10 protein-coding genes are annotated in these 12,211 nt (G+C 71.4%); 5 read left to right on the top strand and 5 right to left on the bottom strand.

Features of this window, described 5'->3' with window-relative positions; genetic code table 11:
* Positions 1 to 21 precede the first annotated feature (21 nt).
* The gene (locus tag OG936_RS07815; protein WP_406493457.1) at positions 22 to 744 is read right to left on the bottom strand and encodes a hypothetical protein; all 723 of its coding nucleotides are present in this window, start codon (positions 742 to 744) and stop codon (positions 22 to 24) included.
* Between the two features lie 488 nt (positions 745 to 1,232).
* Here OG936_RS07815 and dnaE point away from each other — a divergent pair, with 488 nt between their 5' ends.
* Entirely contained in the window at positions 1,233 to 4,772 is a 3,540-nt protein-coding gene (gene dnaE / locus OG936_RS07810) for a DNA polymerase III subunit alpha (protein WP_406493456.1), read from the top strand.
* 100 nt (positions 4,773 to 4,872) lie between these two features.
* Here dnaE and OG936_RS07805 read toward each other — a convergent pair whose 3' ends face one another.
* Entirely contained in the window at positions 4,873 to 5,052 is a 180-nt protein-coding gene (locus OG936_RS07805; RefSeq protein ID WP_383750163.1) for a hypothetical protein, read from the bottom strand.
* 224 nt (positions 5,053 to 5,276) lie between these two features.
* Between OG936_RS07805 and OG936_RS07800 the strand changes: the two genes are divergently transcribed.
* From OG936_RS07800 to OG936_RS07785, 4 genes are all read left to right on the top strand, one after another.
* Positions 5,277 to 6,551, top strand: a complete 1,275-nt coding sequence (locus OG936_RS07800) for an NYN domain-containing protein (RefSeq protein WP_406493453.1) — start codon at positions 5,277 to 5,279, stop codon at positions 6,549 to 6,551.
* 154 nt (positions 6,552 to 6,705) lie between these two features.
* A complete protein-coding gene (locus OG936_RS07795; RefSeq protein ID WP_406500353.1) occupies positions 6,706 to 7,680 on the top strand; it encodes an ABC transporter ATP-binding protein in 975 nt (324 codons plus the stop codon).
* Between the two features lie 86 nt (positions 7,681 to 7,766).
* A complete protein-coding gene (locus OG936_RS07790) occupies positions 7,767 to 8,621 on the top strand; it encodes an ABC transporter permease (RefSeq protein ID WP_406493451.1) in 855 nt (284 codons plus the stop codon).
* Between the two features lie 34 nt (positions 8,622 to 8,655).
* On the top strand, positions 8,656 to 9,408 hold the full coding sequence (locus OG936_RS07785; RefSeq protein ID WP_406493449.1) for an ABC transporter permease: 753 nt from the start codon (positions 8,656 to 8,658) through the stop codon (positions 9,406 to 9,408).
* A gap of 111 nt (positions 9,409 to 9,519) precedes the next feature.
* Here OG936_RS07785 and ybaK read toward each other — a convergent pair whose 3' ends face one another.
* From ybaK to OG936_RS07770, 3 genes are read right to left on the bottom strand one after another with little or no spacing between them, the layout of a single operon-like run.
* Positions 9,520 to 10,089 (bottom strand): Cys-tRNA(Pro) deacylase, encoded by a 570-nt coding sequence (gene ybaK / locus OG936_RS07780; RefSeq protein ID WP_406493448.1) that lies wholly within the window; start codon positions 10,087 to 10,089, stop codon positions 9,520 to 9,522.
* Between the two features lie 35 nt (positions 10,090 to 10,124).
* Entirely contained in the window at positions 10,125 to 10,868 is a 744-nt protein-coding gene (locus OG936_RS07775) for an LON peptidase substrate-binding domain-containing protein (RefSeq protein WP_406493446.1), read from the bottom strand.
* Between the two features lie 5 nt (positions 10,869 to 10,873).
* Positions 10,874 to 11,899 (bottom strand): hypothetical protein, encoded by a 1,026-nt coding sequence (locus OG936_RS07770; RefSeq protein WP_406493444.1) that lies wholly within the window; start codon positions 11,897 to 11,899, stop codon positions 10,874 to 10,876.
* Positions 11,900 to 12,211 lie beyond the last annotated feature (312 nt).

Here is a 12,211-nt window from a genome sequence, read left to right as displayed (position 1 = left end):
CGTCGTCGGGGATGGGCGTGCTCAGGCGATGGCGCAGGCCGAGCGCGGCGGTCCCCTCCGTCCCACGGAGTGCACGAGCAGGCGGATGTGGACGAGCAGGTGCGGACCGTGTCCGGCGGGACGCACCCTGCGGTGTACGGAGCGGCGGGCCGTACCCACCACGGCGACCGCGGTCAGCAGCGGCCGGAACGCCAGGACGGCGACGGCGCCCAGCAGGCCGACGAGCGCGGACTCGCCGCGCCGGAGCCAGGCCGCGGCGACCAGCCCGACCGTCACATGGGCGGCCAGCAGCAGCCACGGCACCGCGGGGCCGGGGGAGGCCAGCAGCGCGGCCGCCGTATGTCCGGTGCCGGTCACCGAGGCGAGCGGGGTGCCGACATCGGCGGCCCGTGCCGCACCGGCGCCGAGGTCACCGCCGCCGCACAGCACATCGACACCGACCGAGCGCAGCGGCCCCGCTATCGGGCCGCCCGCCGCGCCGTAACAGAGGTGCTGGCCGGTGGTGAACACGGTGTCGGCGGCCAGTTCCAGTGGGACCAGCAGCCCGGCGATCGCCCCGAAGCCGCGCTCCCGGCCGGCCAGCGCGTACGCCACGGCGAAGACCAGGCCGGCCAGCAGGGCGACGACGGTCAGCGGCAGCGAGACCTGGGAGAGCAGTACATGGGACCCGGCCGAGAGCGTCACGACGAGCGCTGTGAAAAGCGCCGCGCGAACGACTCTGAGCTGCGTCCCGGATATGTCCATCGTTGAGGAGTGTCGCATGCGAACCTGTAAGCGCCCCCTAAAGGGGCCCCGGTCGCGTGCGCAGCCCTGCAGTCCCGGGATGCGGCCGTTGCGGAAAAGATCCACAAAGGTCTGGTGGTCGGCACGAGCCCGGGCGCCGTAGCTGTGCGCGAAGTCCACCAGCACCCCGGCGAAGCCCTCCTCGTCCGCCGCCCGCCGCGTCGATCGCGCGGGGCCGCACAGTCGATGCGGGACGCCTGGAATGTGCGGTCTCCCGAGGAGCGTGGAAGTCACCTGGTCGGCTGCCAGGTCCGTGCCGTGGTCGGCTCGCCGCCACGCCCACGTGCGAGGGCGGAGGCTGCTGACCGCTGCGTCTGTGATCTCGGCAAGCTCATAGTTTTCGACGGTGCGCGGCTGAGTGACAGGCCGCGGAGTGTCGGTGTCGCGACGTAGACTTCCACGCTGTCCCCCCAGTCCGTCATCGCCCGTTTTCCCGGAGGCACAGCGCCGTGACCAAGCCGCCCTTCACGCACCTTCACGTCCACACCCAGTACTCCCTGCTGGACGGTGCTGCGCGGCTCAAGGACATGTTCAACGCGTGCAATGAGATGGGCATGTCCCACATCGCGATGACCGACCACGGCAACCTGCACGGTGCCTACGACTTCTTCCATTCGGCGCAGAAGGCGGGCGTGACGCCGATCATCGGGATCGAGGCGTACGTCGCCCCGGAGTCGCGCAAGCACAAGCGGAAGATCCAGTGGGGCCAGCCGCACCAGAAGCGCGACGACGTCTCGGGTTCGGGTGGTTACACCCACAAGACGATCTGGGCGTCGAACGCGACGGGGCTGCACAACCTCTTCCGGCTCTCCTCGGACGCGTACGCCGAGGGCTGGCTGCAGAAGTGGCCGCGGATGGACAAGGAGACCATCGCCCAGTGGTCCGAGGGCCTGATCGCCTCCACCGGCTGTCCCTCGGGCGAGGTGCAGACCCGGCTGCGGCTCGGCCAGTTCGACGAGGCGGTCCAGGCGGCCTCCGACTACAAGGACATCTTCGGTGAGGGCAAGTACTTCCTGGAGCTGATGGACCACGGCATCGAGATCGAGCGCCGGGTCCGTGACGGGCTCCTCGAAATCGGCAAGAAGCTGAACATCCCGCCGCTGGTGACCAACGACTCGCACTACACCTACGCGCACGAGGCCACGGCCCACGACGCGCTGCTGTGCATCCAGACCGGCAAGAACCTCTCCGACCCGGACCGCTTCCGCTTCGACGGCACCGGCTACTACCTCAAGACCGCCGACGAGATGTACGCCGTCGACTCCTCCGACGCCTGGCAGGAGGGGTGCGCCAACACGCTGCTGGTCGCGCAGCAGATCGACACCAGCGGCATGTTCGAGAAGCGCGACCTGATGCCGAAGTTCGACATCCCGGACGGTTTCACGGAGATCACCTGGTTCCAGGAGGAGGTGCGGCGCGGGATGGAGCGCCGCTTCCCGGGCGGTGTCCCCGACGACCGGCAGAAGCAGGTCGAGTACGAGATGGACATCATCATCCAGATGGGGTTCCCGGGCTACTTCCTCGTCGTCGCCGACTTCATCATGTGGGCGAAGAACAACGGCATCGCGGTCGGCCCCGGCCGAGGCTCCGCTGCCGGTTCGATCGTCGCGTACGCGATGGGTATCACCGACCTCGACCCGATCGAGCACGGACTGATCTTCGAGCGGTTCCTCAACCCCGAGCGCGTCTCCATGCCCGATGTCGACATCGACTTCGACGAGCGCCGGCGCGTCGAAGTGATCAGGTACGTGACGGAGAAGTACGGCGCCGACAAGGTCGCCATGATCGGCACGTACGGCAAGATCAAGGCGAAGAACGCCATCAAGGACTCCGCCCGCGTCCTCGGCTACCCGTACGCGATGGGCGACCGGCTCACCAAGGCCATGCCCGCCGACGTCCTCGGCAAGGGCATCGACCTCAACGGCATCACCGACCCCAAGCACCCGCGCTACAACGAGGCGGGCGAGATCCGGGGGATGTACGAGAACGAGCCGGACGTGAAGAAGGTCATCGACACCGCGAAGGGCGTCGAGGGCCTGGTCCGGCAGATGGGCGTGCACGCCGCGGGCGTCATCATGTCCAGCGAGCCGATCGTCGACCACGCCCCGATCTGGGTGCGGCACACCGACGGCGTCACCATCACGCAGTGGGACTACCCGCAGTGCGAGTCGCTCGGCCTGCTGAAGATGGACTTCCTGGGCCTGCGCAACCTGACCATCATGGACGACGCCGTCAAGATGGTGGAGTCCAACAAGGGCGTCAAGCTGGACCTGCTCGGCCTCCCGCTGGACGACCCGAAGACGTACGACATGCTCTGCCGCGGTGACACGCTCGGCGTGTTCCAGTTCGACGGCGGGCCGATGCGTTCCCTGCTGCGCCAGATGCAGCCCGACAACTTCGAGGACATTTCCGCCGTCTCGGCCCTGTACCGGCCGGGCCCGATGGGCATGAACTCGCACACGAACTACGCCGAGCGCAAGAACGGCCGGCAGGAGATCACCCCGATCCACCCGGAGCTGGAGGAGCCCCTCAAGGAGGTCCTCGGGCTCACCTACGGCCTGATCGTGTACCAGGAGCAGGTGCAGAAGGCCGCCCAGATCGTCGCCGGGTACTCGCTCGGCGAAGCCGACATCCTGCGCCGTGTGATGGGCAAGAAGAAGCCCGAGGAACTGGCGAAGAACTTCGTCCTCTTCGAGTCGGGGGCCAAGGAGAAGGGATTTTCCGACGCCGCGATCAAGGCCCTGTGGGACGTCCTGGTCCCGTTCGCCGGATACGCGTTCAACAAGGCGCACTCCTCCGCGTACGGTCTGGTCACCTACTGGACCGCGTACCTGAAGGCGAACTACCCCGCCGAGTACATGGCGGCGCTGCTGACCTCCGTCAAGGACGACAAGGACAAGTCGGCGGTCTATCTCAACGAGTGCCGCCGCATGGGCATCAAGGTGCTGCCGCCCAATGTGAACGAGTCGCTGTCGAACTTCGCGGCGCAGGGCGACGACGTGATCCTCTTCGGCCTGACGGCCGTCCGCAACGTGGGTCAGAACGTTGTCGACTCGATCATCCGGTGCCGCAAGGCGAAGGGGAAGTACGGCAGCTTCCCCGACTTCCTCGACAAGGTCGAGGCGGTCGTCTGCAACAAGCGCACCGTCGAATCGCTGATCAAGGCCGGCGCGTTCGACGAGATGGGTCACACCCGCAAGGGCCTGGTCGCCCACCACGAACCGATGATCGACAACGTGGTGCAGGTCAAGCGCAAGGAGGCCGAGGGGCAGTTCGACCTCTTCGGCGGCATGGGCGAGGAGGAGACCGACGAGCCGGGCTTCGGGCTCGACGTGGAGTTCTCCGACATCGAGTGGGAGAAGTCCTACCTGCTGGCCCAGGAGCGCGAGATGCTCGGCCTGTACGTCTCCGACCACCCGCTCTTCGGCCTGGAACACGTCCTGTCCGACAAGGCCGACTCCTCGATCTCCCAGCTGACCGGCGGGGAGCACGCCGACGGCGCCATCGTCACCGTCGGCGGCATCATCTCCGGCCTCCAGCGCAAGATGACCAAGCAGGGCAACGCCTGGGCCATCGCCACCGTCGAGGACCTGGCCGGTTCCATCGAGTGCATGTTCTTCCCCGCCACCTATCAGCTGGTCTCCACCCAGCTCGTCGAGGACACCGTCGTCTTCGTCAAGGGACGCCTCGACAAGCGCGAGGACGTGCCCCGGCTCGTCGCCATGGAGATGCAGGTCCCCGACATCTCGTCGGCCGGCACCAACGCCCCCGTGGTCCTGACCATCCCCACCGTCAAGATCACCCCACCGATGGTCAGCCGCCTCGGCGAGGTCCTCAGCAACCACCGCGGCGACACCGAGGTACGGATCAAACTCCAGGGCCCCCGCAAGACGACGGTGCTCAGGCTCGACCGGCACCGGGTGAAGCCCGACCCGGCGCTCTTCGGTGACCTGAAGGTGCTGCTCGGGCCGTCCTGCCTGGCCGGCTGAGCCGGACCACGACAACTGCGCACGAGAGGGGCGCTCCCGCGAAAGAGGGAGCGCCCCTCTCGGTCACCCGGCCTGCGGCCGGACCGGAGACCGGCCCGGGTCAGTTGTGGCCGAAGCGGCGCTGGTGCTTACGGGCGGCATCAGCAGGGCTGCCCTGGGCCTGCGACTGAGGCTGTATCTGCGACTCGTGCGCGTTCGACTTGGTCTCTTCCGGACCGTGCTCCGGACCGGACGTGCGGGTCTGGCGGCTGCTCTGCTTGCGGTTCTTGTTCTTGGCCATGGTGTTCCTCCTGTGGGGACTCTCGGGGCCAGGACCGCGTTCAGATTCACATAACGGGATAGAGCGTGCATGTTGGATCAATACCGTGCGTAGTGAGGGGGTATCATGCGCCGTTTTCCCGATCCGCCACGCCGATGATCGAGTTCCGGCCGTCAACCCCTGCGCGGTCGGGCAGACTCGAAGGAAACCCTTGGCAAAGACCACACCCGAACTTCTGGAAGAGGGTGGAACGCGTGGACCGTTGCGTCGTCCTGGTGGACGCCGGCTACCTCCTGGGGGCGGCCGCGAGTCTGCTGGCCGGAGAGCCCGCCCGTTCCCGCATCACCGTCGACCACGCGGCCCTCATCCGGGGCCTGCGCGAGCTGGCCGAGGCCGATACACAGCAGCCGCTGCTGCGGATCTACTGGTTCGACGGCGCCCCCGACCGCGTACCGCAGCCGGAGCACCGCAGACTGCGGGTGATGCCCCGGGTGACCGTCCGGCTCGGTGCTCTGACCCGCAGCGACGGGCGCTGGGCGCAGAAGGGCGTCGACGCCGCGATGCATGCCGAGCTCACCGAACTGGCCAGGAACCGCGCCTGCTCCGACGTGGTATTGGTGACCGGCGACGGCGATCTGCTGCCCGGGCTGATGTCCGCCAAGGAACACGGCGTCGCCGTCCACCTGTGGGCCGTCCAGGCCGCCGACGGCGACTACAACCAGTCCGAGGACCTGGTCGCCGAGGCCGACGAACGAAGGGTGCTCGACCGGGCCTGGATCACCCAGGCCGTACGGGCCAAGGAGACCGGCGCGGGCTGCGCCCCGCCGCCCGCGCCCCGCCCGGAGATCGCCGCGATCCTCTCCGCACCGCTGCCCGAGGCGGCCCTCGCCGCCTCCGCCGAGCGGGCCTCGCAGGCCCAGGCGGCGGCCGACTCCAACGGCACCGCCCCCGCGCCGGCGGAGAACACCACCACCCCCGCCGACCGGCCCGGCCCCGGCGGAAGGGGCGTCCCCACCCCCAAGGACCTGGCGAGCAGCCTGCGCGGCCCCGGCGCCCAGGCCGTCCAGCCCCCGCTCGCCAACGCGACCCTGCGCTGGTCCTCCGACAAGGGCTGGGTGGACCGCGGCGGACTGGGCGAGCCCGCCGAAACGGCCTCCCTCCCGACACTGGCCCAGCTCACCAGCGCCGAGCAGCGCTGGGCGGACCGCGAGGAAGACATCACCACCGTCGGCGGCGACCCCTTCGAGGTGGGCCAGGTCTTCGCCCGCCGCTGGATGGAACGGCTGCCGGAGACCACCCACCTGCAGAAGCTGTCGACCATGTACCCGCGCATCCCGCACCGCATCGACGGCGAGCTTCTGCGGTACGCGGCACGGTTCGGCCTCCTCGCCCACAAGGACGACCAGATCGACGAGCACGACCGTTACGCGATCCGGGCGGGATTCTGGCGGGAGATCGACGTACGGGCCGCGGCCGAGCACGCCCCCGTGACGGAGCGGACGGGCCCGTCCGCCGACTGACGCCATGGCGGGCCCGCGGGCGGGGAACCCGGTCGGCGACCGCCCCGCCGGTGCCCGGCCGGCCCGGCCCCGGGCGCGATACGGGGCATCCGACCCCGTACTCTCATACCTCGTGAGTACGGGCACAGCACAGGCGCAGACGGCGACCGGGACCGTGTGCGCGGTGCGTGATCTGGTCAAGTCCTATCCCGCCGCCCGCGGCCGCCGCGGCGCGCCCGGAACCCCCGAGGTGCGCGCCACCGACGGGATCAGCCTGGAGGTGCGGCGCGGCGAGATCTTCGGACTCCTCGGCCCCAACGGCGCCGGAAAGTCCACCCTGGTACGGCAGCTCACCGGGCTGATGCGGCCCGACTCCGGCAGCGTCACCGTGCTGGGCCACGATCTCGTACGCCATCCCGAGCGGGCCGCCCGGCTGATCGGGTACCTCGGCCAGGAGTCCACCGCCCTCGACGAACTGACCGTGTCGCTCGCCGCCGAGACCACCGGACGGCTGCGCGGCCTGCCGGTACGGGACGCCCGCGCCGAGCGCGACGCCGTACTCGATGAACTCGGCCTCACCGAGATCGCGGCACGCCCCCTGAAGAAGCTCTCCGGCGGACAGCGGCGGCTCGCCTGCTTCGCCGCCGCGCTGGTCGGCGAGCGGCCGGTGCTGGTGCTGGACGAGCCGACGACCGGGATGGATCCCGTCGCGCGGCGCGCCGTCTGGACCGCCGTGGACCGGCGCCGGGCCGAACGCGGCGCGACGGTGCTGCTCGTCACCCACAACGTCATCGAGGCCGAGACGGTCCTCGACCGGGTCGCCGTGATCGAACGCGGCCGGGTCATCGCCTGCGACACGCCGACCGGCCTCAAGGAGCGGGTCGCGGGCGAGGTCCGGGTCGAGCTCGTGTGGCGGGAGCGGGCGCCCCTGGACGTACCCGAGGTGGCCGCGCTGCGCGCCTCGGCCCAGGAGTCCGGGCGGCGCTGGGTGCTGCGGCTGGGCCCCGACGAGGCACGGGCGGCGGTCGCCGCCGTGACCGGCGGCGCGGCCTTCGCGGCACTCGACGACTTCACGCTGGCGACGCCCAGCCTGGAGGACGTCTACCTCGCGCTCGGCGGGGACGCGGCCAAAGGGCTGGTGAAGGCATGACCGGAGTGGGCGGGGCGGCCGGGACGAGTGGGGGCGGCCGGGCGCGTGTGCGTGGTCCGGCAGGGAGCGAACAGGAGCAGCGCCAGGTGACGAGCATCGTTCCCGCGCAGGCGGTGACCGGACCTGCCCGGGCGGCCGAGGACGGCCGGGCAGGCCGCGAGGACGACGGTCACCACGGGGCGGCCCCCGCGCCGCTCGCGCCGCGGGCCCGGCTGTTCCCCTCGCTCGCGGCCGTCTACCGCGCCCAGCTGTCCCGGGCCAGGGTCGCCCGTATCCCGCTGCTCTTCGTCGCGACCTTCCAGTCCGTCGGGATCATGGTGCTGATGCGCGGAGTCGTGGACGGCGGCTCCGAGGCGCGGGCCGTCGTCGCCGGATCCAGCGTCCTCGTGGTGGCCTTCGTCGCGCTCAACCTGCTCGCCCAGTACTTCGGGCAGCTGCGGGCCGGCGGCGGGCTCGACCACTACGCGACCCTGCCGGTGCCGCCCGCCGCCGTGGTGCTCGGCGCGGCGGGAGCGTACGCCTCGTTCACCGTGCCCGGCACGATCGTCACGGCCGTGGCGGGGAGTGTGCTGTTCGGGCTGCCGCTGACACATCTGTGGGTGCTCGTCGCCGTCATTCCGCTTTCCGGGGCGGCGCTCTCCGGGCTCGGCGCCGCGCTGGGGCTGCTCGCGCCCCGGCAGGAGCTGGCCACGCTGCTCGGGCAGCTGGGCATGTCGGCGGCGCTGCTGCTCGGCGTCCTGCCGGCCGACCGGCTGCCCGCGCCGATCGGCTGGGCCCGCGATCTGCTGCCCTCGACGTACGGGGTCGAGGCGCTCTCGCGGTCCTTCGACGCCCACCCCGACTGGGTGGCCGTCGTGCTGGATCTCGCGGTCTGCGCCGTTGTCGGCGTCCTCTCGCTGGCCGTGGCGACCTGGGCGTACCGCAGGGCAGCGGTCCGGTGAGGCGCGGCACAGGGATGCCTGGCACCATGGCACGGTGACAGCACCTCTGACGCCGCCGCACCAGCCCTCGTCCAACGGCCCCTGGCAGACCCCGTCGAAATGGGGTGGGCCCGGTGGTCCCGGTGGCCCCGGCTCCGGGGGCCCGGTGGAGTCCCAGGGCGAGTACGACCACCGGTCGGATCTGCGGCGGGCCGCGGTCGTCACCGTGCTCGTGACCCTCGGCGGCATCGGGCTCGGACTTCTGTGGGTGTGGCTGGCCCCGCGGGTTCCGCTGATCTCCGACGGCACGGCCGTCTTCCTCAGCGACAGCGAGGGCGAGGAGGCGATCGCCGCCGACGGTACGTTCGTGCTGCTCGCGCTGGCCTTCGGCGCGCTCTCCGCGGCGCTGGTCTTCTGGTTCCAGCGACGTGGCGGCATCGCCCTCGTGGTGGGGCTGGCGCTGGGCGGGCTGTTCGGTTCGCTGGTGGCCTGGCGGCTGGGGGTGTGGCTCGGACCGAGCCAGGACGTGGTCGCGCACGCGCGGGCGGTCGGCAAGGGCGTGGTCTTCGACGCGCCTCTTCGCCTGGGGGCGAAGGCGGCCGCGTTGCTGGTGTGGTCGATCGGGGCGATGGCGGTTCATCTCGGGCTGACCGCATTTTTCGGGCCGCGGGACCCGGAGCCGGAGTGGGGGGCGTATCCGGGGTGGTCCGCGGGTGGGCCCGTGCCGGGGGCGGGGCCGGGGCCGGGGCCGGGAGTGGTGCCCGGTGGGTCGGGTGCGGGTGGGGGTGTGCCGCCCGCTGGGGCTTAGTCGGGCAGCCTGGGGTGCGGGTGCCATGGGTGCCGGGTTTGGCTGCTGCGCGGGGCTGTCCCCTACCCGCCCCTTCCCGAAACCGGGGGCTCTGCCCCGGATCCCCGGCCCTCAAACGCCGGACGGGCTGGGGTGTGCCGGGCGGGCCGGGGTGTGCCGGGCCGGCTGTGATGCCGTCCAACCCCGGCCGATCTCCGCGAACACCGCCCCCGTCAGCGACGCCAGGTCCGCAGGGGACAGTTCGACCTCCAGGCCGCGGCGGCCCGCTGAGACGCAGATGGTCTCGTGGGACCGTGCCGACGCGTCCAGCACCGTACGCAGCCGCTTCCGCTGGCCCAGGGGGGAGATGCCGCCCCGTACGTAGCCGGTGGTGCGTTCCGCCGCTGCGGGATCGGCCATCGTGGCCCGTTTGCCGCCGATCGCGGAGGCCAGCGCCTTGAGGTCGAGGGTGCCGGCCACCGGGACGACGGCCACGGTGAGGGTGCCGTCCACCTCCGCGACCAGGGTCTTGAAGACCCGGTCGGGGGAGACGCCCAGGGCCTCGGCCGCCTCCTCGCCGTAGGAGGCCGACGCCGGGTCGTGGTCGTAGGAGTGGACGGTGAACGCCGTGCCGGCCGCGGTCAGCGCGACCGTCGCCGGGGTGCCGCCGGGCTGTTGCTGCTTCTTCGGCTTCTTCGCCACGGAGAGGGTCCTCGGGTCGGTCGGCTGTCGGTCGGTCAGTTGAGGTGGATGGGGGGACGCGTCAGGTCGGCCGCGGGCAGGGACGGCAAATGCCGGATGACGGCGGTCTCGGAACGCAGCAGCGCCAGTTCCTCGCGCAGCCGGGTCGCGGTGTCGGGTGCCTGGAGCAGCCGCTGCTTCGACGGGATGTCGAGTACGGCGGCCGCCGCGACCAGGTACGAGACGACGGAGGGGTCGTCGGGCAGGTTCGCACCCGTCGTCAGGGACCGTTCGCTCGCCCCGGCCAGCCGCTTCTGGTAGCTGCGGAAGGCCCGCAGGACGCCCTCGGCGAGTGCGCTCGACTCCTCACCGGGTTCCTCGTCCAGCTCGTCGAGTTCGGCTGTCAGGTACGGGCCGCTCGCGTCCACGGAGAGCAGCTTGGCGCGGGTGGTGCCGGTCGCGAGGACCTCGAAGCTGCCGTCCGGCCGTTCCCGGATCTTCGCCGCGTCGGCAATGCAGCCGACCCGGTGGAAGGTCTGGATCGGGTCGGGGCCGAAGCCGTCCGCGGGGCCGCGGTCGACGGAGGTGCTCGTCGGATCCGGCATTCCGGCGGCCGTCGGGGCGATCTCGTGGCCGTCGCGGATCGCGACCACGGCGAAGCGGCGGGGCTCGTCGGCGTCGGTCTTCAGCAGCTCGCGCATCATGGCGCGATAACGCTCTTCGAAGACGTTGAGCGGCAGCACGAGGCCGGGGAACAGCACCGCGTTCAGCGGGAACAGAGGCAGGCGAGCGGTGGTCACAACGGTCAAGCGTAATGGCCGCGGGGCCGGCCCCGGTCGGCCCGGCCCGGCAAATTTGTCACACAGGCCACCCGGAGCCCCGCGTCGTTCCTCGCGTCGAGGAACCGGCCGAGCGGATCGTCGGAGACCGACGACCAAGGGAACGACGTCGCGTGGGGCCCGATCCGCCGGAACTGTTCCAGCGCCTCTCCCCAGCGGCCCCGGGCGACCAGCACGAACGCCAGCAGGTTGCGGACCTCGGCGGGCCAGGGGTCGCCGGGCGCGAACGAGCCGGACAGCGCGATCGCCAGATCCGCCGCCGCGTCGATCCGTTCCTCCTGCACCGACGTGGTACGGGCGTGCGGCCCCTCGATCAGCAGGGCGAAGGCGGCCCGCAGCGGCAGCGCCTGCACCAGCGAGCCGGGCAGCGAGTCCTCGGCGGCCCGCTCGGCGAAGTCGAAGCATTCGCGGTGCGAGCCGTACCAGGCGGCGGAGAGGTAGCGCAGCGCCGCGACATGGCAGCCGTAGTGGTGCGAGGAGCGCCGGATGGCCTGCTCCCACAGCGCCTCGAAGGTGGTGTGCGTGGCCTGGGTGCCGCGCGCGTGGTCGAGCGCGAGCCGCCAGGGCACCGGGTCGCGCGGATCGCTCTCGGCCGCCGCGGTGATCAGCGGCCCCACCTCGCGCAGTTGCTCGGCCCGGACGGGCGACTCCCAGGCCCGGCGGACCGCCAGCTCCGCCTTGACGAGCAGCGCGTCCGGGTCGTGCGGCGCGGCGGCGAGCCAATCGGTCAGCCAGCCGTCGCGGTTGCGGGCGAACGTGACGAGCCGGCCGAGGTAGCGGTCCCGGTTCTCCCACTCGGCGCCGTCCCGGGTGATGGCGAGGAGTTTCGCGGCCGGTTCGTACTCCCCGGCGGCGGCGGCGACGAGCGCCGGGGAGAGCCGCTCGTCGGGGGCGTCGAGCAGCACCACGTCGTCCGCGGACAGTCCGGCGGACCCCTGCGGGGAGCGCCGGATCGTGCGCGCGGTACGGAGCAGAGCGCGAAGGAATGGCATGGTGCAGACCATTGAAAAGCGCTGGTGGGGGCGGCGCCAGAGGGGTGCTGTGAAGCTTTGGTGCCGAGTGAATGGGTTGTATCGGGCTTGGTCAATAAGAGGTAAAGGAAAGCCGGGAATCTGGCTTGTTCCTGTTGATCCGACGAGACGTTTCCGGCACTGCGACCGTGGCTCGGCCGATCGTTCGACCGCGGCCTCCGCCGTGCCCCCCGCCGTGAAGGCCACGGCGGAGGCCGCCGCGAAGGCCGCAGCCCGGGCAACCGCGACGGCCGCCCCGCGACGGGCCTCGGAGGGGTACGGCGATCGAGGCGT

The sequence above is a fragment of the Streptomyces sp. NBC_00846 genome, from assembly GCF_045207325.1.
Classification (GTDB): domain Bacteria; phylum Actinomycetota; class Actinomycetes; order Streptomycetales; family Streptomycetaceae; genus Streptomyces.
Note: the sequence above shows the minus strand (reverse complement) of the source record. Positions and strands in the feature narration are given on the sequence as shown.

Bases quoted from the DNA above. Each gene is read 5' to 3' on its own strand.
- OG936_RS07770 (WP_406493444.1), bottom strand. From the start codon at position 11,899: ATGCCATTCCTTCGCGCTCTGCTCCGTACCGCGCGCACGATCCGGCGC.
- OG936_RS07815 (WP_406493457.1), bottom strand. From the start codon at position 744: ATGGACATATCCGGGACGCAGCTCAGAGTCGTTCGCGCGGCGCTTTTC.
- OG936_RS07805 (WP_383750163.1), bottom strand. From the start codon at position 5,052: ATGGCCAAGAACAAGAACCGCAAGCAGAGCAGCCGCCAGACCCGCACG.